Annotated in this window: 22 protein-coding genes and 1 tRNA gene; 6 read left to right on the forward strand and 17 right to left on the reverse strand. The window is 72.6% G+C overall.

Annotated features, from left to right (window positions below; translation table 11 throughout):
- Positions 1 to 44: 44 nt before the first annotated feature.
- Positions 45 to 116, reverse strand: a tRNA-Gln gene (locus tag E1284_RS22820).
- Between the two features lie 216 nt (positions 117 to 332).
- Complete coding sequence (locus E1284_RS41685; RefSeq protein ID WP_165965383.1) at positions 333 to 473, reverse strand: hypothetical protein; 141 nt, start codon at positions 471 to 473, stop codon at positions 333 to 335.
- Positions 474 to 629: 156 nt separating this feature from the next.
- Here E1284_RS41685 and E1284_RS22825 point away from each other — a divergent pair, with 156 nt between their 5' ends.
- Together E1284_RS22825 and E1284_RS22830 are read left to right on the forward strand one after the other, a co-directional pair.
- Positions 630 to 1586, forward strand: coding sequence for an acyl-CoA desaturase (locus tag E1284_RS22825; protein ID WP_131942166.1), 957 nt, complete (start codon positions 630 to 632; stop codon positions 1584 to 1586).
- Positions 1587 to 1639: 53 nt separating this feature from the next.
- Positions 1640 to 2386: a TetR/AcrR family transcriptional regulator gene (locus E1284_RS22830; protein WP_207923902.1), complete on the forward strand. Its 747-nt coding sequence runs from the start codon at positions 1640 to 1642 to the stop codon at positions 2384 to 2386.
- 157 nt (positions 2387 to 2543) lie between these two features.
- Here E1284_RS22830 and E1284_RS22835 read toward each other — a convergent pair whose 3' ends face one another.
- On the reverse strand, positions 2544 to 3350 hold the full coding sequence (locus E1284_RS22835; protein ID WP_131942167.1) for a trans-aconitate 2-methyltransferase: 807 nt from the start codon (positions 3348 to 3350) through the stop codon (positions 2544 to 2546).
- A gap of 168 nt (positions 3351 to 3518) precedes the next feature.
- Between E1284_RS22835 and E1284_RS22840 the strand changes: the two genes are divergently transcribed.
- On the forward strand, positions 3519 to 4010 hold the full coding sequence (locus tag E1284_RS22840) for a MarR family winged helix-turn-helix transcriptional regulator (protein WP_131942168.1): 492 nt from the start codon (positions 3519 to 3521) through the stop codon (positions 4008 to 4010).
- Here E1284_RS22840 and E1284_RS22845 read toward each other — a convergent pair.
- From E1284_RS22845 to metG, 10 genes are all read right to left on the reverse strand, one after another.
- Complete coding sequence (locus E1284_RS22845) at positions 4007 to 5122, reverse strand: amidase (protein WP_165965384.1); 1116 nt, start codon at positions 5120 to 5122, stop codon at positions 4007 to 4009. The two genes, E1284_RS22840 and E1284_RS22845, sit on opposite strands and share 4 nt — an antisense overlap.
- A gap of 47 nt (positions 5123 to 5169) precedes the next feature.
- Positions 5170 to 6954: an ABC-F family ATP-binding cassette domain-containing protein gene (locus E1284_RS22850; RefSeq protein WP_131942170.1), complete on the reverse strand. Its 1785-nt coding sequence runs from the start codon at positions 6952 to 6954 to the stop codon at positions 5170 to 5172.
- 55 nt (positions 6955 to 7009) lie between these two features.
- On the reverse strand, positions 7010 to 7399 hold the full coding sequence (locus tag E1284_RS42575) for a hypothetical protein (RefSeq protein ID WP_207923903.1): 390 nt from the start codon (positions 7397 to 7399) through the stop codon (positions 7010 to 7012).
- A 24-nt stretch (positions 7400 to 7423) separates the two neighbouring features.
- On the reverse strand, positions 7424 to 7600 hold the full coding sequence (locus tag E1284_RS41690; protein WP_163053480.1) for a hypothetical protein: 177 nt from the start codon (positions 7598 to 7600) through the stop codon (positions 7424 to 7426).
- Positions 7601 to 7798: 198 nt separating this feature from the next.
- Positions 7799 to 8728, reverse strand: a complete 930-nt coding sequence (locus tag E1284_RS22860; RefSeq protein ID WP_341770413.1) for a 4-(cytidine 5'-diphospho)-2-C-methyl-D-erythritol kinase — start codon at positions 8726 to 8728, stop codon at positions 7799 to 7801.
- A 21-nt stretch (positions 8729 to 8749) separates the two neighbouring features.
- Positions 8750 to 9817 carry a glycoside hydrolase family 26 protein gene (locus E1284_RS22865; RefSeq protein WP_131942171.1) on the reverse strand — a complete coding sequence of 356 codons (1068 nt, stop codon included), beginning with the start codon at positions 9815 to 9817 and terminating at the stop codon, positions 8750 to 8752.
- A gap of 115 nt (positions 9818 to 9932) precedes the next feature.
- Positions 9933 to 10814 (reverse strand): 16S rRNA (adenine(1518)-N(6)/adenine(1519)-N(6))-dimethyltransferase RsmA, encoded by an 882-nt coding sequence (gene rsmA, locus E1284_RS22870; protein WP_131942172.1) that lies wholly within the window; start codon positions 10812 to 10814, stop codon positions 9933 to 9935.
- Between the two features lie 28 nt (positions 10815 to 10842).
- A complete protein-coding gene (locus tag E1284_RS22875; RefSeq protein WP_131942173.1) occupies positions 10843 to 11625 on the reverse strand; it encodes a resuscitation-promoting factor in 783 nt (260 codons plus the stop codon).
- 198 nt (positions 11626 to 11823) lie between these two features.
- Positions 11824 to 12648, reverse strand: coding sequence for a TatD family hydrolase (locus E1284_RS22880; RefSeq protein ID WP_131942174.1), 825 nt, complete (start codon positions 12646 to 12648; stop codon positions 11824 to 11826).
- Complete coding sequence (metG, locus tag E1284_RS22885) at positions 12645 to 14438, reverse strand: methionine--tRNA ligase (protein WP_131942175.1); 1794 nt, start codon at positions 14436 to 14438, stop codon at positions 12645 to 12647. Before metG ends, E1284_RS22880 begins: the two co-directional genes overlap by 4 nt.
- 97 nt (positions 14439 to 14535) lie before the next feature.
- Here metG and E1284_RS22890 point away from each other — a divergent pair, with 97 nt between their 5' ends.
- Positions 14536 to 16161 (forward strand): ArnT family glycosyltransferase, encoded by a 1626-nt coding sequence (locus E1284_RS22890; RefSeq protein ID WP_131942176.1) that lies wholly within the window; start codon positions 14536 to 14538, stop codon positions 16159 to 16161.
- 12 nt (positions 16162 to 16173) lie between these two features.
- Here E1284_RS22890 and E1284_RS22895 read toward each other — a convergent pair whose 3' ends face one another.
- Together E1284_RS22895 and E1284_RS22900 are read right to left on the reverse strand one after the other, a co-directional pair.
- Positions 16174 to 18054 (reverse strand): hypothetical protein, encoded by a 1881-nt coding sequence (locus E1284_RS22895; RefSeq protein WP_131942177.1) that lies wholly within the window; start codon positions 18052 to 18054, stop codon positions 16174 to 16176.
- 75 nt (positions 18055 to 18129) lie between these two features.
- Complete coding sequence (locus E1284_RS22900; RefSeq protein ID WP_243714678.1) at positions 18130 to 19494, reverse strand: glycosyltransferase family 2 protein; 1365 nt, start codon at positions 19492 to 19494, stop codon at positions 18130 to 18132.
- Positions 19495 to 20218: 724 nt separating this feature from the next.
- Here E1284_RS22900 and E1284_RS22905 point away from each other — a divergent pair.
- Positions 20219 to 21658: a hypothetical protein gene (locus E1284_RS22905; RefSeq protein WP_243714679.1), complete on the forward strand. Its 1440-nt coding sequence runs from the start codon at positions 20219 to 20221 to the stop codon at positions 21656 to 21658.
- 13 nt (positions 21659 to 21671) lie between these two features.
- Here E1284_RS22905 and E1284_RS22910 read toward each other — a convergent pair whose 3' ends face one another.
- Both E1284_RS22910 and rsmI read right to left on the reverse strand, forming a co-directional pair.
- Positions 21672 to 21974 (reverse strand): hypothetical protein, encoded by a 303-nt coding sequence (locus tag E1284_RS22910; protein WP_131942178.1) that lies wholly within the window; start codon positions 21972 to 21974, stop codon positions 21672 to 21674.
- 145 nt (positions 21975 to 22119) lie between these two features.
- Positions 22120 to 22956: a 16S rRNA (cytidine(1402)-2'-O)-methyltransferase gene (rsmI, locus tag E1284_RS22915; protein WP_243714680.1), complete on the reverse strand. Its 837-nt coding sequence runs from the start codon at positions 22954 to 22956 to the stop codon at positions 22120 to 22122.
- A gap of 66 nt (positions 22957 to 23022) precedes the next feature.
- Here rsmI and E1284_RS22920 point away from each other — a divergent pair.
- Positions 23023 to 23984: phospholipid carrier-dependent glycosyltransferase (locus E1284_RS22920; RefSeq protein ID WP_131942179.1), on the forward strand; the 962-nt coding region annotated here is incomplete at its 3' end.

Genomic DNA, 23984 nt, shown 5'->3' on the forward strand with positions numbered 1-23984 from the left:
CCCGTCCCCCACCCCGCGCACCCCGCAGGGGACATTCCAGACAGCTCCGGCGCAAGGACTCGAACCTTGTCTAAGGGCACCAAAAACCCTTGTGCTGCCAATTACACCACGCCGGATCAAAGCGGACGATTCGGGCACGACCCGAACCGACGGCCCAACGATACCGACACCCGCGCAGGGAAACCCACCCGATTCCGGGTGTCGCGGAACCACCCGCGGCGGAGGTCCGTGCGGTCCGCGACGGCCGCGGCCGGTGCGTCCTGGCCGATTTGTCCGAATCGGTTTAGAACGTCCACTACGGAGCAGGCCATCTCCGTGTCGTCCGTCCAGTGTCACGGCGCGGGCGGCACACCGCTTTCGGCGGCGACGCACCGGTTGGCCAGCAGGAAGAACTGGTCGGACGCGTCCCCCACCGGCAGGCCGGCGAGGGAGTCGGCGGCGCGGGGCCGGCGGTCACGGCAGGCGGGAGGCACTTTCTCGGTGTCTCGCGACCGGCGGGACGCAGGAGGGTCTTTGTGGCTGGAGGGGCAGTTTCTCCCTTGAATCATCGTTCGACCCTGTCCAACTTACGGTTGCGTAGGTTACGTTGGCGTAGGTAAGGATCCCCTAGTCACAGGAAGTGGTGACGCATGGCAACGGCTCCAACCGTGGAAACTCCTCCTCGACGGCGACCGCGGCCCGAGATCAACCCCGAGGCGCGGGGCAGCGCGGAACGGGTGCTCATCGCGGTGTTCACCGGCGTGCCGTTCCTCGCGCTGTTCGCGGCGGTACCGCTGGCCTGGGGCCGGTTCCTCGGCTGGACGGACGTCGTGCTCACGGCGGTGTTCTACCTGCTGTCGGCGGGAGGCATCACGGTCGGCTACCACCGGTACTTCACGCACGGGTCGTTCAAGGCCAAGCGCGGCCTGAAGATCTTCATGGCGCTGGCCGGGAGCATGGCGATCGAGGGCCCGGTGATCACGTGGGTCGCCGACCACCGGCGGCACCACAAGCACTCGGACAAGGAGTTCGACCCGCACTCGCCGTGGCGGTTCGGCGACGACTGGAAGGCGCTGGCGAAGGGGCTGGTGTGGGCGCACTACGGCTGGCTGTTCGACGCCAACCGGACGTCCAAGCAGCGGTTCGCCAAGGACCTGCTGAACGACCCCGACATCAGGCGCATCCACATGGCGTTCCCCGGGCTCGTGGCGGTCTCGTTCCTGCTCCCGGCGGCGATCGGCGGCCTGGTGACGATGTCCTGGATGGGCTTCCTCACCGCCCTGTTCTGGGCCGGGTTCGTCCGGATCACGCTCGTGCACCACGTGACGTGGTCGATCAACTCGATCTGCCACACCTTCGGCAGCGAGGACTTCGAGGTGCGCGACAAGTCCCGGAACGTGTGGTGGCTGGCGATCCCGTCGCTGGGCGAGTCGTGGCACAACCTGCACCACTCCGACCCGACGTGCGCGCGGCACGGGGTGCTGAAGGGGCAGGTCGACATCAGCGCCCGGATCATCCAGGGCTTCGAGAAGGCGGGCTGGGCGTACGACGTCCGGTGGCCGAACAGCGACAGGCTGGCGGCGAAACGCACGAAGCAGGCGGTTTGACCGCCACAATTGATCCCGTGACAGATCCCGCTCCCAGACCGCGCAGAAAGCGGATGACCGGCAAGGAACGCCGCGAGCAGCTCCTCGACATCGGCCGCTCGCTGTTCGCCGAGCGCGGCCTGGACGGCACTTCGGTGGAGGAGATCGCCTCGGCGGCCGGCGTGTCCAAGCCCGTGGTGTACGAGCACTTCGGCGGCAAGGAGGGGCTCTACGCGGTCGTCGTCGACCGGGAGTTCGAGCGCCTGCTGAGGCTGGTCACCGACGCGCTGAACTCGGCGATCCACTACCGCGGGAAGCTGGAGAAGGCCGCGCTGGCGCTGCTGGAGTACATCGAGGAGCATCCGGACGGGTTCCGGATCCTCGTCCGCGACTCGCACGGCGGGACGGGCACCGGCAGCTACGCCAGCCTGCTGAGCGAGATAGCGGGCGAGGTGGAGTACGTCCTCGCGCAGGAGTTCGACCGCCACGACTACGACGACAAGTTCGCGCCGATGTACGCGCAGATGCTGGTCGGCATGGTCGCGATGACGGGCCAGTGGTGGCTGGACGTCCGCAAGCCGCGCCGGGAGGAGGTCGCCGCGCACGTGGTGAACCTCGCGTGGAACGGCCTGGCGGCGCTGGAGCCGAAGCCGTCGCTGGACCCGCGGCGGCGCCGCAAGGAGCAGGAGCGCCGGGAGCGGGCGGCGGAGAAGGCCGCGGCGAAGGCGGAGAAGGCCGAGGAGAAGGCCGCGGCGCGGGCGGAGCGGGAGCGGCGCCGGGCGCGCCGGGATCTGGACGGCATCGCCGACCCGTCGACGTGACGACCGGTGGCCGCCGGAGTTCGTCCGGGCGGCCACCGGCCAGGGGTCGCCGGGCTCGGGTCGCGAGTCCGGGAGCTGCGGACGCCGCCCTCCCGTCCGAGTTGGCACACCGCAGGGGAACGAGTCGCTTCCCTCGGGCGGACGGGCGGCATCCCGTCTAGGTGGTGTTCCGGGTGGCGATCACGAAGATCCGCCTGAAGGGGAACACGGTGCCGTAGGGCGCGGCGGGGTAGGCCCGGCGGAGCCGGTCCCTGTAGTCGGTGAGGAATTCGGCGGTCTCGCCGGTGTCGAGCGCGGACAGGACGGGCCGGAGCGCGGTGCCCTTGACCCATTCCAGGACGGGGTCGTCGCCGTGCAGCACCTGCGCGTAGGTGGTCTCCCACGCGTCGACGGCGCAGCCGTGCCGGGCGAGGAGGTCGAGGTAGCCGGCCGGGTCGAGGACGGGCGCGTCCCGATGCAGGTGGCCGAGCTTGGCGCGCCACCGGTCGGAGCGGGCCAGTTCGCGCAGCAGCACGTGGCTGGGCGCGCCGAAGTTGCCGGGGACCTGGAAGGCGAGGCGCCCGCCGGGTGCCAGCGCGTCCGCCCATCGGGGCAGCAGGTCGAGGTGCTCGGGGACCCAGTGCAGGACGGCGTTGGAGACGATGAGGTCGACGGGCCCGCCGGGCCTCCAGGCGGTGACGTCTCCGACGCGGAAGGAGAGCCGCCCGGGGATCTCGTGCCTGCGGGCCTCGCCGATCATCTGCGGTGAGCTGTCGAGGGCCTCGATGACGGCGCCGGGCCAGCGGGCGGCGAGGGTGGCGGTGAGTTCGCCGCTGCCGCAGCCGAGGTCGGCGACCCGGGCCGGCGCGTCCCCGCCGAGGTGCGCGCCGAGGCGGGCGACGAGCTCGGCGAAGGGCCGCGCGCGCTCGTCGCCGAAGACCCCGTACTGCGCGGGATCCCACTCGGCCGCATTTTCTCTCGACATCAAGACACAGCATGCCCTGGCCCTTATCTTGATGTCAAGAGTCCTGGTTCGTTGACCTGCGGCGTGTTGTTGGTATGAGCGCGTCGGAAGCAACAACACGCCGCAGGTCAACGAGGCGGGGCGTGATCGGGGCGTGTGTCTCGATATCGAGACAGGTAGGCTGGCGGGATGCGCGATGAGGTCGACAGGCTGGTCGAGGCGTGGAACGCGGAACGTCCGGACCTGGACGTCCGGCCGCTGCAGGTCCTCAGCCGCGTGTCCCGGCTGGCCCGGCACCTGGACCGCGCCCGCCGCGCGGTGTTCGTGGCGCACGACCTGGAGTCGTGGGAGTTCGACGTGCTCACCGCGCTGCGCCGGGCGGGCGCGCCGTACCAGTTGAGCCCGGGGCGGCTGCTGCGCGCGACGCTGGTGACGTCCGGCACGATGACGAACCGCATCGACCGGCTCGCGGCGGCCGGCCTGGTCGAGCGCCACCCCGACCCGCAGGACAAGCGCGGCGTGCAGGTCCGCCTCACCGAGGCGGGCCTGACGCGCGTCGACGCCGCGTTCGCCGACCTGCTCGAACGCGAGCAGGGGATCCTGGAGGGCCTCAGCCCGGAGCAGCGGGCGGCGCTGGCCGACCTGCTGCGCACCCTCCTCGTCCCGTTCGACCGGGACTAGGCCGACGCGGCCTCCAGGGCGGCGGCCAGCCCGCAGAGCCGCTCCTCTCCCCCGGCCGGGCCGATGAGCTGGACGGACGCCGGCAGGTGCGAGCCCGGCAGCGGCACGGGGAGCGCGAACGCGGGCAGCCCGGCCACGTTGGCCTGGCCCGTGAGCGTGGTCAGCAGGAGGTCGGACTCGTCCGCCTCGTCGGGTTCGGGGGCCACGCAGGTCAGCACGGGCAGGGCGATCGCGGCGTGCCGGGCCAGGATCGCGTCCAGTTCCGCCCGGAACGACGTGCGGAAGCCGAGGGCCCAGTCGAGCATCCCGGCCTCATGCACGTCCTTCATGTGCTGGATGCGGCGGTGGATGCGCCCGCTCAGCTTGTCCGGTTCGCCGAGCAGGTGGCCGTTCTGCTCCCAGCCCTCGACGCTGACGATGACGCCGTTGGCCGTGGCCGCCTCCTCGTAGTGCGCGGACGTGACCTCGCTGAACGGGCCGAGGCGCCGGAGCGCGTCGTCCACGGCCGCGTCGATCGCCGGGTCCACGCCGGGCACCCGGAGCCGCGCGATCGGCAGGGACGCGTCATACGGGACGGGCGTGAACCCGGGCTCGATCAGATCCATGCCGAGGACGACGGCGGCGACGTCGCGTCCCAGCGGCCCGACGACGTCCAGGGTCGGCGACAGCGGGTGCACGCCCTCCACCGAGACGCGCCCGTTGGTGGTCTTCAGCCCGGCGATGCCGCAGCACGCGGCGGGGATGCGGATCGACCCGGACGTGTCGGTGCCGAACGCGACGTCGGCCTCGCCGGTGGCGACGGCGACGGCGGAGCCGCTGGACGACCCGCCCGGCACCCGCGACGGGTCGAGCGGGTTCACCGGCGTACCGGACCACGGGTTGACGCCGTCGGCGGCCATGCACAGCTCGTTCAGATTGGCCTTGCCGGCGATGCGGGCGCCCCGCGCGCGGGCGGAGGCGACGACGGGCGCGTCCGCGGCGGCCGCCTCGGCGCGCTCGGCGATGGCCGCGCAGCCCGCAGTGGTGGGCAGCCCGGCCACGTCGATGGCGTCCTTGACGGCGAGCCGCGGGCCGTCGCCGGGCGCGTCCGTCTTGATGATCCAAGTCGTCATTGGGGGATCATGCCCGCCGCGGACCGGATACTCCAGCCGCGGTCCTGTCAGCCGAGATCCTCGGCGAGCATCAGCCATTCCTCCTCGACGCCGGCGGCCTCGGCCTGGATCTCCCGCAGCCGGGCGTCCAGTTCCTGCAGCTTGGCGTAGTCGGTGGCGTGCGCGGCGAGCTGCTCGTGGAGCTCGGCCTCCTGCCCGGCGAGCTTGTCCAGGCGGCGTTCGAGGCGGTCGAGCTCCTTGCGGGCCTTCCAGTCCTGCCCGCCCTTGGCCTTCGGCGGCGCCGACGCCGCCGCGGGCCGATCGGCCGGCCTCGCGGCGGAGGGCGCGGCGCCCGGCTTCGGCGCGGTCCCGGCGGCGCGGCGTTCGAGGTACTCGTCGACGCCGCCCGGCAGCATCGACACGCGGCCGTCGCCGAGCAGCGCCACGACGTGGTCGGTGATGCGCTCCAGGAAGTAGCGGTCGTGGCTGACGACGACGAGGGTGCCCGGCCATCCGTCGAGGAGGTCCTCGACTTCGGTGAGGGTCTCGATGTCGAGGTCGTTGGTGGGCTCGTCCAGGAGCAGGACGTTCGGCTCGCCCATCAGCAGCCTGAGGAGCTGCAGGCGTCGGCGTTCCCCGCCGGACAGGTCGCCGACGGGCGTCCACTGCCGGTCCCCGGCGAAGCCGAGGCGTTCGAGGATCTGGCTCGCCGTCCAGTCGCGCTTGCCGACGGTGATGCGGCGGCGGATCTCCTCGACCGACTCCAGGACGCGCCGGGTCGGGTCCAGTTCCTCCAGGTTCTGCGACAGGTGCGCGAGCTGGACGGTCTTGCCCTGCACGACCGTCCCGGACACCGGCTGGACGGCCCCGTCCAGCAGGCGGAGCAGGGTGCTCTTGCCGCTGCCGTTGACGCCGACGAGGCCGACCCGGTCGCCGGGCCCGAGCTGCCACGTCATCCGGGAGAACAGCTCCTTGCCGCCGAGGTCGACGGTGACGTCCTCGATGTCGTAGACGGTCTTGCCGAGCCGCGCGGTCGCGAACCGGGTCAGCTCGACCGAGTCGCGGAGCGGCGGCTCGTCGGCGATGAGCGCCTGCGCGGCGTCGACCCGGAACTTGGGCTTGGACGTGCGGGCCTGCGGGCCGCGGCGCAGCCACGCCAGCTCCTTGCGGAGCAGGTTCTGCCGCTTGGCCTCGGTGGCGGCGGCGATCCGGGAGCGTTCGGCCTTGGCGAGGACGTAGGCGGAGTAGCCGCCCTCGTAGCGTTCGACGCGGCCGTCGACGACCTCCCACGTCCGGTCGGTGACCTCGTCGAGGAACCAGCGGTCGTGCGTGACGACGAGCAGCGCGACCTTGCGGCCCTTCAGGTGCCGGGCGAGCCAGTCGATCGCCTCGATGTCGAGGTGGTTGGTGGGCTCGTCCAGCATCAGCAGGTCGGACTCGGGGACGAGCAGCCGGGCCAGCGCGACGCGGCGGCGCTCGCCGCCGGACATCCCGGCGAGCGGCGCGTCCAGGTCGAGGTCGGCGAGCAGCCCGGCGAGGATGTCGCGGACGCGGACGTCCCCCGCCCACTCGTGCTCGGCGCGGTCGCCCAGCACCACGGACCGGACGGTGGCGCCCTCCGGGAACGCGTCCCGCTGGGTCAGGTAGCCGAGCCGCAGCCCGCGCGCGTGCGTGACGCGCCCGGCGTCGGGTTCGGTCTCGCGCGCCAGGACGGACACGAGGGTGCTCTTGCCGCCCCCGTTGCGGCCGACGACGCCGACGCGGTCGCCCTCGTCCAGGCCGAGGGACACGGCGTCGAGCAGCGGCTTGGGCCCGTAGGCCTTGGCGACGTTCTCAAGGTTGATCAGATTCACGGCACCGTCAACCCTATTGCCCCCGCCGCACCGCTCGGACGGCCCGCCGCGCCGATCAGCTCCCGGACGTCTCCGGCCGGTCGTCGGACGGCGTCTCCGGCTCCCCCGACGGGGCGGCTCCGGCCGGCGGCAGCGGTGGCGGCGCGGGCTCCGGGTAGGCGGGCTGCGAGTACCCCGCCTGCTCGTACCCGGGCTGCGGGTATCCGGGCTGGGCGTAGCCGGGTTGGCCGTACCCCGGCTGGCCGTACCCCGGCTGGCCGTACCCCGGCTGGCCGTACCCCGGCTGGCCGTACCCGGGCTGGCCGTAGGCGGGGGGCGTGCCCGAGCCGCCCGACTTGCGGAGGACGAGCACCACGACGAGCACGAAGGCCCCGATCAGCAGGACCGGGACGAGCAGCAGCACGAGCAGGATCACCATGCTCAGACCTCCGGAACTCGTCTCCATCACCGGCCTCCCGTGTCGGACGGGTCAGCGGACGGCCGGCGGCGTGGATCGATCACCGGCACGGCCCCGCACAGTAGCGTTCCGGAGGGTCGCGCCAGGCGCGTTGTGGCGTATGTCACGGTCGCGGCGCACGGCCAGCACGGCCAGCGTCGCCATCATGGCGATCGCGACCAGCCCGAGCAGCCCGGACAGAATCGTCATCGCTCCACCTCGCCGGAGGGATCGGTGCGGCAGGGAATCGCTGTCACGGAGAGTAGGACGTCCGTCGCGGGCGGGAGGTTCGCTTGTGTGCCGAGCGCACCTACTTAGCGCCGTGGGCACGCCACCGCACGTCACCACCGCCGTACGTCACGAACCGCCGTACGTCACGAACCGCCGTACGTCACGAACCGCCGTACGTCAGATGACGGTCGCGCCCGGGACCGGGCCGGACGCCCGGACGATCTGCTCGGCGACGCCCGCGCCGTGCAGCGCGTCCGCGAGGTCGGCGGCGTCCTCGGCGTCCTCGGCGAGGAACGCGCAGGTGGGGCCGGAGCCGGAGACGAGCGCGCCGATCGCGCCGAGGTCGCGGCCCGCGTCGATCGTGCGGCGCAGCGACGGGCGCAGCGACAGCGCGGCGGGCTGCAGGTCGTTGGACAGCGCGCCGCCGAGCCCCTTGGCGTCGCCGGTGGCGAGCGCCGTCATCAGCTCCGCGGAGACCGCCGGCCACGCCGCCGTCTCCCCCGCCGCCAGGCGGAGCCGGTCGCACTCGCCGTAGACGGCGGGCGTGGACAGGCCGCCGTCGGCGGTGGCGAACACCCAGTGGAAGGTGCCGCGGGTGAGGGCGGGGGTGAGCCGCTCGCCGCGGCCGACGCCGACGGCGGTGCCGCCGAGGACGGCGAACGGGACGTCGCTGCCGAGGTCCGCGCCGATCTCCATCAGGTCGTCCCGGGACAGGACGGGCTGCTCCCGGTCGTCCCAGAGCCGGGCGCAGGCGACCAGCGCGGCGGCGGCGTCGGCGCTGCCGCCCGCCATGCCGCCCGCGACCGGGATCGCCTTGCGGATCCGCAGCGCGACCCGGGGCTGCACGCCGAGCCGCGCGGCGACGAGCCGGGCCGCCTTCGCGGCGAGGTTGCCGTCACCGGTCGGGACGCCGGCGACGTCCACCCGCGAGTGCGGCGCCGCCTGGACGCTCACCGCGAGCTCCCGGGCGGGCTCCGCCGTCACCTCGTCGAACAGGGAGACGGCGTGGAAGACGTTGACGAGGTCGTGGTAGCCGTCGTCGCGAATCGGCCCCACGCCGAGCTGAAGGTTGACCTTGGCGGGGACGCGTACGGTCACTGCGCTCACGGTCGAAACCCTACGGGACCGCTACCCCCCGCTGGTGACGGGGAGGTTGCGGGGGTTGAAGTACGGGGTGGTCGCGAGCTCGCGGAGCGCGGACATCGCGTGCTTGTCGCCGGTCACCGAGTAGGCGTGCCGCTTGTCGCGGGCGTTGGCGGCCTGCTCGTCGGAGTCGAAGTACACGACGGCCTTGACCTGCGGGTCCTGCAGGGTCTCGGCGGCCCCGCGGAGCCACTCGGCGCGGCGCGTGCCGTAGGACTTCGGCACCCCGAACTCAGCGATCATGATGGGCTTCTTGTGCTTGCGGGCCCACTGCATGAACAGCTTCACGGACTCCGACAGGTCGCGGTAGTCGTAGTCACCGCCGGGCTCGGCGTCGGCGCAGATCCAGTCGACCTGGTCGTCGCCCGGGTAGAAGGACCCGGCGTCGGCGCCGCCGAACCCGCGCGCGGTGGGGCACCACACCCACGCGACGTTGTCGACCCTCTGCTGCTTGAAGATCTCCCGCAGGTGCTTCCACGCGGCGACGAAGTCGTCCGGGGAGTGGACGCGCTTCTGGGCGGCGGACCGGTCCATGTCCCGGGACCAGCGCAGGAACACCGGCTTGCCGAGGGCCTTCACGGCGCGGGCGCGCTTGGCGATGAGGTCGTCGTACTTGCCCTGGACGATCTCCCGGGTGTCGGCGCCGCCCCAGGTCAGCAGGAGGTACCGGTTGCCGTCGGCGACGGACTTCTCCAGGTCGCCGGGGAACTCGCTCTTCCAGCCCCGGTAGCTCTGCACGATGTCGAGCTGCCGGCCGAGCTGCTGCTCGAAGCGGGCGACGGGCGCCATGCCCGGCTTGCCGGCGTCCCGGCCGGACGGCGAGCCCGACGGTGATCCGGACGGGCTCGGCGACGCCGACGGCCCCCGGCCCTCGTCCGGCGGCACCCAGGCCCCGAAGTAGGCGCCCTGCTGCGGCGGGACCGGCGCGACCCCGGCCCGCGCCGTCGTGGTGATCTTCGGGGCGGCGCCCGCGCCGTCCCCGCAGCCGGCCGCCACCGTGGCGACCATGCCCGCGGTCGCGAGCAGCGCCGTCCCCACGAGCGGCGCCCGCATCCCCCTGCGGGGCACCCTGGTCCGCGCCGTCCGCGAACGCGCCTTCACATCGACCTCCGGCTCGTGCTGGTGTTGTGCCGCCCCGCTGGGGCCGTCCCCCCGGGGAAGCGCCCGCCTAGGGGGTCGGGGACCGATCTCCCCGGCGTGAAGGACCATACTCGGCAATACGGGCGAAGGCGGCCACGTCCAGCGCTTCGCCCCGGGCCCGCGGATCGACGCCGGCGGCGCGCAGCGCCTCCTCGGCCGCGGGCGCGGACCCCGCCCAGCCCGCGAGGGCGGCGCGCAGCGTCTTGCGGCGCTGCGCGAACGCGGCGTCGACCACCGCGAACACCTCCGCACGGGACGCCGCGGTCGCCGGCGGGTCGCGGCGGGTGAACGCCACGAGCCCGGAGTCGACGTTCGGCGCCGGCCAGAACACCGCCCGGCCGACGGCCCCGGCGCGGCGCGCATCCCCGTACCAGGCGAGCTTCACCGACGGCACCCCGTAGATCCTGGAGCCGGGCGCGGCGGTCATCCGGTCGGCGACCTCGGCCTGCACCATGACCAGCGCGGTCCGCAGCGACGGCAGCGCGGCCAGCAGGTGCAGGACGACGGGGACGGCGACGTTGTAGGGAAGGTTCGCGACGAGCGCCGTGGGCTCCGGGCCCGGCACCCGTGTGATCTTCATCGCGTCGGCGTGCACGACCTCCAGCCGCCCCGCGAGATCCGGCTCGCGGGCCGCGACCGTGGCGGGCAGCTCGGCGGCGAGCGCCGGGTCGATCTCGACCGCGACGACGCGCCGCGCTGCCGGCAGCAGCGCGAGCGTCAGCGACCCGAGCCCCGGCCCCACCTCGATGACGGCGTCGTCCTCCGACAGCCCGGCGGCCCGGACGATCCGCCGGACGGTGTTGGCGTCGATGACGAAGTTCTGCCCGAGCGTCTTGGTCGGCCGGATGCCGAGCCGCGCCGCCAGTTCCCGCACGTCCGCCGGCCCGAGCAATCCCCGCGTCTCCCCCATCCGTCGATTGTTCCAGCTTGGGAGGAGGTCAGGAGAACAGGAACTTGCCGCAGTTGGGCCACTGGCCCTGCCAGCGTCCGTTGACCTTGTTGTAGAGGAGCTGGGCGCGGTAGGTCTGCTCGCCCGCGCTGGCGTCGGACGGCTTGCCCTTGCCGCCGACCGAGCCCCAGGTGGCCATGGAGAACTGGTAGAGGCCGTAGTACCCGGCCGGGTTCACCGACTTGGGGTTGCCGCCCGACTCGCACTTGGCGAGCCCGGCCCAGTTCAGCCGCGCCGCCGACCCGGTCGCGGCGGACTTCGGGCCGACCGCGAGGACCCGCGCGACCGGCTTGCGCTTCACCTTCTGCGCGATGATCTTCGGGACCTTCTTGCCCTTGTGCCGGACGTAGGCCCACTTCACGATCTTGATGCCGGACTTGCCCTCGCGCAGTACCTTCTCGCTCCACGGCGGCACCGACGAGCTGTTCTTCCGGATCGTCTTGGCGGGCGTCTTGACGACCTTGAGCTTCGGCTCCGACAGCAGCCGCAGGATCTTGATGACGTCGCCCGGCGGCTGGTCGACGGCCGGCTTGATCAGGTCGTGCGGGCCGAGCGCGAGGCCCGCCTGGTCGAGGACCTGCTGGACGGTGGCGCCCGTCGTCATCGTCTCGGTCTTCTTGCCGTCGACCACGAGGACGATCTTGCGCGGCGCGGGGGCGCTGGTCTTCGGGGCGTCCGCGACCGGCGAGGTGCCCTTCGGGCCCGCTCCGTCGCCGCCGCACGCCGTGGCCAGCATCGCCGTGGCCAGCACGGCGGAGACGGCCGGAAGCATGGCTGTACGACGGACTGTGTTCGCAAGCACGGGGGTTTTCCTCCAGGGGGCCGGGCTCGGGGGCGCCCGCTCAATGGGCCAGAGATTAGAGGCACCCGCCCGTGCTCCGCCACCTCAACGCCCCCAGAAGCACCGTTTCGCCCCCAGAAGCACCGTCCGGCACGCTGCGTCCCCGCGCTGCCGGACTCGCCGCCGGGGCTACCAGGGGCCGAAGACGCGCTCCCCGTTCGCGGCGATCGCCGTGCACAACTCCGCCACGTCCACGCCCTTCACCTCGGCCATCGCGCGGACCGTGTGCGGGATCAGGTAGGACGCGTTGGGCTTGCCCCGGTGCGGGATCGGGGTGAGGAACGGCGCGTCGGTCTCCACGAGCAGGAGGTCGAGCGGCGCCGCCCGCAGCGCGTCCCGGAGCGGCTCGGCGTTCTTGAACGTGACGTTCCCGGCGAAGCTCATCAGGTAGCCGTGCTCGGCGCAGACCTCGGCCATCCGGGCGTCGCCGGAGTAGCAGTGGAAGACCACCTTCTCCGGCGCGCCCTCCTCCGCCAGGATCGCCAGCACGTCGTCGTGGGCCTCGCGGTCGTGGATGACCAGGGCCTTGCCGGTGCGCTTCGCGATCGCGATGTGGGCGCGGAACGAGCGGTGCTGGTCGTCCTTCGGCGCCCAGTCGCGGTAGTAGTCGAGGCCGGTCTCGCCGATCGCGCGGACCTTCGGATGCGCCGCGAGCCGCGCGACGTCCTCCAGGACGGCGTCGGAGATCCCCGTCGTCTCGTTCGGGTGGATCGCGACCGCCGCGTACACGTCGTCGAACTCGTCGGCGGCCTCCACCGCGAACCGGGACGACGGCAGGTCGCAGCCGATCGTGACGATCCGCGCGATGCCCGCCGCCTTCGCCGCCTTCACCTGCTCGTCGACCGGCGTCTCGACGATGTCGAGGTGGCAGTGGCTGTCGAAGACGTCCACGGGCAGGCGCTCGGGCAACGGCGGGTAGGACCGTGCGGCCTGCCCGTCCCCGTCTCGGGTCACGTGTTCTCCAGCCTGGCGAGTTCCTCGTCCACCACGGAGGCGTCGAGCTTCTTGAACAGCGGCGCCGGCTTGGCCAGCGGCACGCCCGGCTTGATCGGCACCGACTCCCAGCGCGCCTCGGTCGCGTAGTCGCCGGTGAGGACCCGGTAGTCGGGCCCGCCCTCCTCCGACACCGTCTCCAGCCTCGGCATGCCGCTCCACACGCCCTCGCCGCCGAGCATCTCGTAGACCTTCTGCGAGGAGTTCGGCAGGAACGGCGTCAGCAGCGTCTTGGCGTCGTCCACGACCTGGAGCGCGGTGTGCAGGATCGACTTGACCCGCTCGGGGTCGTCCTTGAGCTTCCAGGGCGCCTGGTCCGACAGGTACCGGTTGGCGTCGCGGACGACGTCCAGCGCCTCGGTGATCGAGTTCTTGAACCGGGACCGGCCGAGCTCGGCGCCCACCGCCGCGAACGCGGTGCGGCTGCGCTCCATCAGCGCCCGGTCGGCGTCGGTGAGGTCGCCGGCGTCCGGGATCGCGCCGAAGTTCTTCGCCGCCATGTTCACCGACCGGTTGACGAGGTTGCCCCACGCGGCGACCAGTTCGTCGTTGTTGCGGCGGACGAACTCCGCCCACGTGAAGTCGGTGTCCTGGTTCTCGGGGCCGGCGACCGCGACGTAGTAGCGCAGCGCGTCGACGTCGTAGCGCTCCAGGAAGTCCTTCACGTAGATGACGACGTTGCGGGACGAGGAGAACTTCTTGCCCTCCATCGTCAGGAACTCCGACGACACCACCTCGGTCGGGACGTTCAACGCGCCCAGCGAGCCGGGCGTGCCGCCCTTGTCGCCCTGGCCGCTGTAGCCGAACAGCATCGCCGGCCAGATCTCGGCGTGGAAGACGATGTTGTCCTTGCCCATGAAGTAGTAGGACAGGGCCTCAGGGTCCTGCCACCAGGCGCGCCACGCCTCCGGGTCGCCGGACCGCCTCGCCCACTCCACCGACGCGGAGAAGTAGCCGACGACCGCGTCGAACCACACGTACAGCTTCTTCGCCGGGTTGTCGCGCCAGCCGTCCAGCGGGATCGGCACGCCCCAGTCGAGGTCGCGGCTGATCGCCCGCGGCTGCATGTCGTCCAGCAGGTTCAGCGCGAACTTCAGCACGTTCGGCCGCCACTGGCCCTGCTTGCCGCGCAGGTACCGGCCGAGGACCTCGGTGAAGGCGGGCAGGTCGAGCATGAAGTGCTCGGTCTCCACGAACTTCGGCTTCTCGCCGTTGATCCGCGACACCGGGTTGATCAGGTCGATCGGGTCGAGCTGGTTGCCGCAGTTGTCGCACTGGTCACCGCGCGCGCCGTCGTAGCCGCAGATGGGGCAGGTGCCCTCGATGTAGCGGTCCGGGAGGGTGCGGCCGGTGGACGGCGAGATCGCGCCCATCGTCTTGGTCGGGAAGATGTAGCCGTTGTCGTACAGGCCCTTGAAGACCTCCTGGACGACCGCGTAGTGGTTCAGCGTCGTCGTCCGGGTGAACAGGTCGTAGGTCATGCCGAGGCCGTGCAGGTCCTCGGCGATCACGGAGCTGTACCGGTCGGCCAGCGCGCGGGCGGTCACGCCCTCCTTGTCGGCCTGCACCTGGATCGGGGTGCCGTGCTCGTCGGTGCCGCTGACCATCAGGACCTTGTTGCCCGCCATCCGCTGGTAGCGGCTGAACATGTCGGCGGGCAGCGCGAATCCGGAGACGTGCCCGATGTGACGGGGCCCGTTGGCGTACGGCCAGGCGGGCGCGGTCAAGATGTGACGGCTTGACGAGGACATGCAATCAAGGGTAGTCGCGTCACGGAGGCCGCGGCACGCGAGTAACCTGGTCCGGGTTCCGGGGCAGGTTGATCAGCGGAGGCGGGGGAGCCCAGGCATGGCCCAGACCACGTCCGACGAGGCCCTCGGCCGGTCGCCGAACGAGGCCGGACCGGACGCGCCGCCCCGGGGCCGCCGCGCCGCGCGGGTGCTCGGCCGGGTGCGCCGGACGCGCCGGGTGGTGTGGCTGTCCCTGCTGGTCGCGGCGTCCGCGGTGCTGGCCCAGTGGGCGACCATGGTGCCGCCGCTGTACTTCGACCCGTACTACGTGTGGCTCGCCGCCCGCGACTGGCCCGACATCCCGCTCACCCAGTGGCCGTTCGACGAGGTCCCCCACCAGGTCACCCGGATCGGGCTGGTGCTGCCGGCGCGGCTCGTCCAGGACGTCCTCGGGCCCGGCCAGGCCGCCTACTTCACCGTGGCCGCGCTCGGCGGGATCCTGTTCTTCACCGGGACGTACCTGGTCGTCCGGTCGCTGTTCGGGGACGTGGCGGGCCTCGCCTCCGCGGCGGTCCTGCTGGTCCACCCGTTCTTCACGATGACGAACCCGTTCGGCCACGAGATCACCTGGTCGACCGGGGTGATGCTGCCGGACATGCCGGGCGCCGGGCTGTTCGCGATCGGGATGGCGGGCCTCGTCGTCGCGAGCCGCCGGACCGGGCGGGCGCAGACCCGGCTGCTGCTCGCCGCCGGGGTGTGCCTCGGCGCGTCGTTCCTCGTCCGCGAGTTCCTGGCGTTCCTGTTCCTCGCGATCCCGGCCTACCTGGCGCTGCTGCGGATCCCGTGGCGGCGCAACGTCGCGGTCGGCGCGCCGATGCTCGCGATCCTGCTGCTGAACTTCGTGCACAACCAGCTGGTGTGGGGCAGCCCCCTCGCCGGGCTGATGTCGGCGGCCGAGCACGGCGGCCAGTCCCGCGACTACGTGACCCGGGAGCTCGCCGCCCGCTCCTTCCTGCGCGCCATGCACGACTGGAACCCGCTCGGCCTGGTCTTCACCGCCGCGCTCGCCCTCACGATCATCGGATGGGCCGTCACCCGCGACCGGCGCCTCGCGCTGGTGCTGGTGTGGTTCTTCACCCTCGCCGTGCCGCTGACGCTGTTCTCCGGCGTCCTCGACCCGAACAGCATCTCGCTGCGCGCCTGGCTGCAGCGGTACTGGTTCGCGGTGCTGCCCGCGCTGCTCGCGGGCGGGTTCGGGTCGCTGATCCTGATGTTCCGGATGCTGCCCGCCCAGTGGGTGTCGCGGTGGCGGCTGAAGACCGTCGCGGTGCCCGTCCTCGCGGTCGCGCTCGGCGGGTGGTACACGGTCGCGGCCGTCCAGGCCGTCCCGGACCTGCCGCGCGACAGGGCGTGGAACGAGCTGCGCGGCTACCTCGGCGACCACCGCGGCATCACGCTGATCACCGCCGACCGGCGGCTCGCGCAGACCCTCACCTTCTACACCCGCGATATGTGGGGCGATCCGGTCTGGCGCGGCGAGATCCGCGACTGGCCGCACTACATGCCGCAGATCCCGCGCGACGCGATGGAGGGCCCGATGCTCTACACGCGGTGGCGCGGCATGGAGTCGCAGATCGCGGGCGGCTGGCGGCCGTCCCCCGCCGAGGGCTGGACGCTCATGTGGCGCTCCTCCGACGGCGTCCTGCAGTTGTGGAACCCGCCGCCCCTTCCTCCTGAGGAGTAACTCAGCCGAGGATCATCGGGTCCAGGCGACCCAGTCGCCCTGGATGGTGCGGCGGCTGTCGGCGACGTGCCAGCCGGGCGGGGCGCCCTTCGGCCAGGACGCGGTGGCGGGGACGTCCTTCGGCCACGCCAGCACGACCATGTCGACGTTCTGCGGCGGGGCGGTCCACCGGGCGTCGAAGACGCTGCCGTCGCTCCACCAGGCCCAGTAGAACTGCGAGAGCCGCAGCGTCCACGGGACGTTCCAGTCGACGGCGATGGACCGCTGCGCACGCAGGTCGACGCGGTCCCGCAGATCGGTGTGCGCGGTCTCGGCGCGCACCAGCGGCTGCGCGATCCGGTCGATCGCGGTGGCGCACATGGCGACCGCGACGGCGGCGAGCAGCCCCGCGAGCAGCAGCGGGCCGTGCCGGCGCAGCCGCGCGACCGCCACCGACAGCCCCAGCAGGACGAGGCCGGCCAGGGTGGCGTGCCAGAGGCGGAACGACGTCCAGTCCCACGTGAGCAGCGACGTCTCGGGGAAGTCGTAGGCCGTGAAGGTGTACCGGCTGAGCAGGTCGCCCGCGTACCACTGGACGACGCACGCCGCCGCGACGGTCAGCGCGGCCGCCGCCGGCGCCGCCCGCAGCAGCGTCCGGGCCGGGGCCCGCGTCAGCACGGCGACACCGGCCGCGAACAGCACCGGGGTGATGCAGGCGAGGTAGCGGCCGTACACGTAGTTGCCGATGCGGTACTCGACGGGCAGCGCCGCCGAGGTCGCGAACGCGATGCCCGCCACGATCGCGAGGACGGCGAGGCCCAGCGCCCGCGTCCGCCCCGGCGAGCCCGGCAGCATGATCGGCGGCCGGACCACCGCGGCCGCGACCGCGAGCAGGCCCACGGCCGCGATCCCGCCGGTCGCGACGGCCTGGTACCAGACCTGCCCGGTGCCGAGCGAGAGCATCCAGCCCCACCCGTCGTGGGTGGTCAGCCGCCGGACGACGTTCCCGCCGAGGTCGTTGTCGCCGTACGGGTACATGTGCGGCAGCAGCGACCGGTTCAGCAGCATCCCCGCGGCCGTCGCCGCGGCGAGGACCAGCGCGGCGGCGGACGCGTTCCGCCACGACCGCCACCGGAACACCGGCGCGGCCAGGATCAGCGCCGCCTGCACGGCCAGCAGGATCGCGCCCCGCGTATGGCAGGTGGCGGCGTAGGCGACGAGCAGCGACGCCCCCGCCCCGCACAGCAGCGCCCGGACGGACACGCGGTGCCCGAGCGGTTTCGCGGGCGCGGTCAGCCACGCGTGGGCGAGCAGCAGCCAGCCGGTGAACAGGACCGGCAGGATCGCGTCCGTCAGCACGAACGCGGAGTAGAACAGCACGCACGGCAGCAGCGCGGTGACGTGCGCGAACACATACGACCAGCGCCGCCGCACCCGCAGCCGGCGCAGCAGCAGGTAGCCGAGCGGCAGCATCAGCGCGCTGATCAGCGCGTTGACGACGAGCGCGGCCCGGTAGACGGCGACGGGGCCGTCGCCGAGCCAGGCCGCGGGGAGCAGCAGCAGGGGGTAGCCGCCCCGGTAGACCGTCCCGAACGACATGTCGGCGTCGGGGCCGCCGGTGAGGACGCGGGCGGCGAACAGGTATCCGGACTCGTCCGGCGTCGCCACCGGGATCGTCTGCCCCGAGCCGAGCCACAGCCGCAGCGCGACCTGCGCCGCCCAGCCGAGCACGAACAGCCAGGCCCAGCGGCGGCGCCCGGCCCGGGTCGGGGCGTCGCGCCGCTCGGCGGGGGCGACCGGCGGCCGCACGGCGGACCGCGCCGCGGCCTGCGCGCCCGCCGGGGGACGGGCGCTCATCGGCGCGCGCCGCGCCGCGCGCGACGGGTCGGTGAACGAAGATCCATTGCTGGACAAGCCTGTCACAGTGGGGACGGGGCGCCCGACCGCGGCCTGGAAGCGCTCGGGGGCTTCTCAGTACGGGCGCGGGCGTCAGCGCCCGGACGTGCCGTCGCCGTCCTCGGCCGGGGCGGCGTCGCCCGTGCCGGCCGACACCTTCTTCTCGGTCTTCCCGGTCTTCTCGGCCTTGCCGCTCTGCTCGGCCTGCTCGGCCTGCTCGGCCTGCTCGCCGTGCTCGGCGGCGCGCCTGGCCTTGTGGGCGGCGGCGTCCACGACGCCCGCGGCCTCCTCGGCCGGGTCGACGAGCGGCGGGTGCTGGCGGCGGCGGATGCCGAGGATGCTGACGAACAGCGAGGCGAAGATCGCCTGGAAGCTCATGACGAGCGCGGTGGCGGCGGGCACGACCATGCGCAGCGAGTGCCGCGGGTCCAGTTCGCCGAAGTTGTTGACCCGCCAGTGCAGCAGCGACGCGACGAGGCCGCCGAGGCCGGCGAGGGCGAGCAGGCCGCCGATGAGCAGGCCGCGCTCCAGGCTCCACCAGTCGATGATCTTCTGGACGCGCCGGTCGTGCGGGAGGAACCCCTCCTGCATCGCGTAGACCTTCGTGAGCAGCGCGAACAGCACCGCCTGGAAGCCGATCACGAGGGCGGCGGACGCGCCGACCAGGGTGTCGACGTCGAAGGCGATCTCCCCGACGGTGACCGGGCCGGTCGACAGCGCGATCCCGGCGATGAGGCCGAGAGTCATGAAGACCAATCCGGGGATAAGGAAGAGCCAGCGGGGACTGTAGAGCATGAGGAAGCGCAGATGACGCCATCCGTCACGCCAGGTGTTGAGGTGCGGGGCCCGGGACCGGCCGTCCGGGGACAGCGTGGTCGGCACCTCGCGGATGTCGTAGCCCTGCAGCGTGGCCTTGACGACCATCTCGCTGGCGAACTCCATGCCGCCGGTCTGCAGGCCGAGCCGCATGATCGCGTCCTTGTCGAAGGCGCGCAGCCCGCAGTGGAAGTCGCCGATCTTGCTGCCGAAGAACAGCCGGCCGACGAAGCTGAGCACCGGGTTGCCGAGGTAGCGGTGCAGCGGCGGCATGGCGCCGTCGGCGATGCCGCCCTTGAACCGGTTGCCCATCACGAGGTCGGCGCCGTCGCGCAGCTCGTCCAGGAACGGGCCGAGGGTGGTGAAGTCGTAGGAGTCGTCGGCGTCGCCCATGGCGACGTACTTCCCGCGCGCGGCCCGGATCCCGCCCATGAGGGCGTTGCCGTAGCCCTTGTCGATCACCGGCACGACCCGCGCGCCCGCGTCCCTGGCCAGTTGCTGGCTGCCGTCGGTGCTGCCGTTGTCGGCGATGACCACCTCGCCGTCGATGCCGTTGTCCTCGAAGAAGCCGATGGTCTTGCGGACGCAGGTCTCGACCGTTTCGGCCTCGTTCAGACATGGCATCACTACGGAGAGTTCCACGCGAGCTCCTTCGTTACCCCTGGTGACCGTCTGCGGTGTTTTCCACTAATCTCAGTTGTTCCGCGGGGCGGCCCGTCGTCGTTCATGATGCCTGCCGAGGACGGGTCATGATGGCCGCTCTCGTCAAGAGCACCCGTATCGTGTTGCCCACTTGCAACCGAAAAACCCTCTCCGGAACGGTCGCGGGCGGCAGGCTAGGACGTCAAGCATACGGGCACGGCGGCCCGGAAAGGGTGGGACGGCTGTGACGCGCGCCGGAGAACGCAGTGTCGCCGGAACGAGCAGCAGTGCCACCGGACCGGGGGCGGGACACCGAAGGGGAGGTGCGGCAGTGGCGGGGGAATCGCCGCAGGGCACCGCGCTGGACACAGGACCCGGCTCCGCGCCGGACGGCGCCGGACCGGCCGCCGGCGGCGCGTCCGCTGAGGTCGGCGGGCCCGCGCAGGCCCCCGGGCCCGGCGCGATGGCGGGCGGCACACCCGCGAAGGCCGACACGCCCGGCCGGACGAGCACTCCGGCAAATTCTGGCAAAGGTGATGCGGACGGCCCGGAATCCACCACTGCGACCGTCCTGAAGAAGGGCCGCGGGTCCGGCGGGAAGGCCGGCGGAAAGGGCGGCGCCACGCCGGATAATGCGGGAACCGCCGGAGATGCGGCGGTTTCGGGTGGTAAGCGGCGTGCGCGTGGGCTGTGGACGCTGGCGCGCCGGCATCCGGTGTTCAGTGTGATCATTGCCACAGCCGCGCTGCTCCGGCTCATCGCGATGCTCGGCTACCAGCCGGTGATGTTCTTCAACGACAGCTTCGATTATCTGCACGTCGCCACCGACCCCTATCCGCACCCGCTGCGTCCCGACGGCTATGCCTTCCTCCTCTACGTCCTGAAGCCGTTCCACAGCTTCGCGCTCGTCGCCGCGATCCAGCACCTGATGGGGCTGGCCATGGGCGTGATGGTCTACGCGCTGCTGCGGCGCAGGTTCGGGCTGCCCGGCTGGGGCGCGGCGCTCGCCGCCGCGCCGGGCCTGCTGGACGCCTACCAGATCCAGCTGGAGCACCTCGTCCTGTCGGACACGATGTTCACCTTCCTGGTGATGAGCGCGGTCACGCTGCTGCTGTGGCGGGACCGCCCGTCCTGGAAGATCGCCGCGGCCGTCGGGCTGATCGTCGGGATGGCGTGGCTGACCCGCTCGGTCGGCATGCCGGTGCTGCTCGGCGTGCTGGTGTACCTGCTCATCCGGCGGGCCGGCTGGCGGCCGATCGCGATCATGCTCGCGGCGTGCATGCTGCCGGTGGTGGCGTACATGGGCTGGTACAAGGTCGACGGCGGCAAGGTCGCGATCACCGAGAGCAACGGGATCTTCCTGTACGCGCGGGTCTACAAGTTCGCCGACTGCCACCAGATGAAGGACCTGCCCGTCCGCGAGTACCCGCTGTGCACCGAGCCGGCGAACCGGCTGCCCAACTCCCAGGACGGCATCTGGAACCGGCAGTCGCCGCTCAACCGCTACACCGGCACCCGGTTCAGCCCGGAGAACAACGCGCTCGCCAACGACTTCGCCAAGCGCGCGATCATCGCGCAGCCCGGCGACTACCTCCAGGTCGTCGCGCACGACTTCTTCCGGGTCTTCCGGTGGGAGCGGACGGTCTTCCCCGACCCGGCCACGTACTCGCAGTACGAGTTCGAGAGCAAGAGCCGCAAGCTGCCCGACTGGCACATGCCGGGCGGCGGGGTCGCCTCCCAGGAGGCCAAGGCGTACGAGCGGGGCAACGCCGAGACGCAGGTCGTGGAGCCGTTCGCCGGCGTCGTCCGCGGCTACCAGGACGTCTTCTACCTGCGCGGGACGATGCTCGGCGGCATCCTGCTGCTCGGCCTGGCCGGGCTGGTGCCGCTGTGGCGCCGGTTCGGCGGCGAGGCGCTGCTGCCGTGGACGCTCGCGACCGGGCTGCTGCTCGCGCCCGCCGCGACCGCCGAGTTCGACTACCGGTACGTGCTGCCGGCCGTCCCGCTGGCGGCGCTCGCGGCCGGGACGGCGTTCACACTCGAGGTCCGCGCGACCGTCGCCGGCTGGACCCGGCGGCTGCGCCGCCGGCCCGGTGCGAAGGACGCTCCGGCGCCGGACGTGCCGGAGATCGAGGCCAAGGTCCCCGAGGTCGCGGCGAAGTGATCCCGCCGGCGCGTCACCAGGCGTGCATGCGGCGCAGGTGGAAGACCATCGCGACGTCGCTGCCGGTGCGCGCCTTCGGGATCTCCGCCTCCTTGCCCCGCATCGCCGACAGCGCCTTGACGTTCCGGCTCTGGCAGTTCGGGCAGAGGCGGTCCATCCAGGGCGTCATGCAGGGCTGGCCCCGGCGCTCGTAGACGACGGCCTCGTTGCCGTGGCCGTCTCCGGCGTGCCGGACCTCGAACTCCTCGCTCCAGGTCGTCGCGCAGCTCAGGCACTCGAAGACCCATACTTCGTGGCTCGACCATGCATCCTGCACGGCACTCACCTCCTCGGCGACCGTCTCGCGCGTCCCGCGCCCCCAGTTCCATGGTGGCTCCGCCGAGCACAGACTGCCCCCGCCACGTGTCACCGATCTGAGTCATTCCCCGAATGAACCGGTTGGACCGCTCCGATGCCGGTGACTATTTCCTGGCCTTGACAACGGCGTCGTAAACCGCGCGTTTCGGGGCACCGTTCTCCTTCGCGACCTCGGCGATCGCCTGCTTGCGGGGCGTGCCCGCCTCCTCCCGGGCGGCGACGGCGGCGGCCAGCTCGGCCGGCTCGGTCAGCCCGGCCCGCTCGGGCGCACCCCCGACGACCAGGGTGATCTCGCCGAGCACCCCGCCGTCCGCCCACGCGGCCAGCTCGCCGAGCGTCCCCCGCCGGACCTCCTCGTAGGTCTTGGTCAGCTCCCGGCACACCGCGGCCGGGCGGTCCGCGCCGAACGCCTCCGCCATCGCCGCGAGCGTGGCGGCGAGCCGGCGCGGCGACTCGAAGAACACCATGGTGCGGGGCTCGTCCGCGAGCGCCCCGAACCGGCGGGCCCGCTCCCCCGGCTTGCGCGGCGCGAAGCCCTCGAAGCAGAACCGGTCGGTGGGCAGCCCCGACACCACCAGCGCGGTCGTCACGGCGGACGGCCCCGGCAGCACCGTGACCGGCGCCCCCTCGGCGACGGCCGCCCGCACCAGCCGGTACCCGGGGTCCGACACCCCCGGCATGCCCGCGTCCGTGAGCACCAGCACGTCCCGCCCGGCCGCCAGCTCCGCCACCAGCCCCGCCGTCCGCGCCCGCTCGGTCACGTCGTTGTAGACCACGATCCGCGCGGTCAGCTCCACCCCGAGGTCCGCCGCCAGCCGCCGCAGCCGCCGGGTGTCCTCGGCCGCGATCACCGGGGCGTCCACCAGCGCCTCCCGCAGCCGCACCGAAGCATCCTCGGCCCGCCCGAGCGGCGCCGCCGCCAGCACCAGAGTCCCAGTCACGTTCTCAGTCTCCCAGGGCGAGCGGTGGCCGGGGTCCGCGCCGCCGCGCACCCTTACGATGACTGGATGGCGACGACGGATCTGGTTCCCGCCTCGGTGGGTGCGATGCGGCGGCGGGGCGGCTCGCTGCGGGAGTGGCTGGCGCCCGCCGTTCCGGGGAGCGCGCTGCTGTCCTGGCTCGGCCCGCTGCTGGTCACCGTGCTCGCCGGGTACCTGCGGTTCGACCGGCTGGGGTCGCCGAAGGCGGTGGTCTTCGACGAGACCTACTACGCCAAGGACGCGCTGGCCCTGCTGAAGTTCGGCTGGGAGCACAACACCGTCGAGAACGCCGACAAGCTGCTGATCGCCGACCCGGACGCGCACATCTGGGCGAACGGGCCCGCGTTCGTCGCGCATCCGCCGTTCGGCAAGTGGATGATCGCGATCGGCGAGTGGATGTTCGGCGCGACGCCGTTCGGGTGGCGGTTCATGCCGGCGCTGGCCGGGACGCTGTCGGTGCTGATCCTGTGCCGGGTCGCGCGCCGGATGACCGGGTCGACGCTGCTCGGCTGCGCCGCCGGGCTGCTGCTCGCGCTGGACGGGCTGGCGTTCGTGACCAGCCGGGCCGCGCTGCTGGACGTCTTCGTGATGTTCTGGATCCTCGCCGGGTTCGCGTGCCTGGTGAACGACCGGGACCGGTCCCGGCGCGTCCTCGCGGGGAAGATCGAGCGCGGGGACACCTCGGTCTACGGGCCGTTCCTCGCGCACGGCTGGCGGTGGGCGGCGGGGATCTGCCTCGGCCTCGCCTGCGCCACCAAGTGGACGGGGATCTTCTACGTCGCCGCATTCGGGCTGATGGTCGTCCTGTGGGACTACGGCGCCCGGCGCGCGGCCGGGGTGCGGGCCCCCTTCACCGGGACGCTGCTGCTGGAGGCCGTGCCGGCGTTCGTGCAGCTCGTCGTGGTGGGCGTGGTGACCTACCTGGCGACGTGGTGGGGGTGGATCTTCAAGCCGGGCGGCTGGGGGCGCGGCACGGTGTCCGGTAACCC

The sequence above is a fragment of the Actinomadura bangladeshensis genome (genome assembly GCF_004348335.1).
GTDB lineage: Bacteria > Actinomycetota > Actinomycetes > Streptosporangiales > Streptosporangiaceae > Spirillospora > Spirillospora bangladeshensis.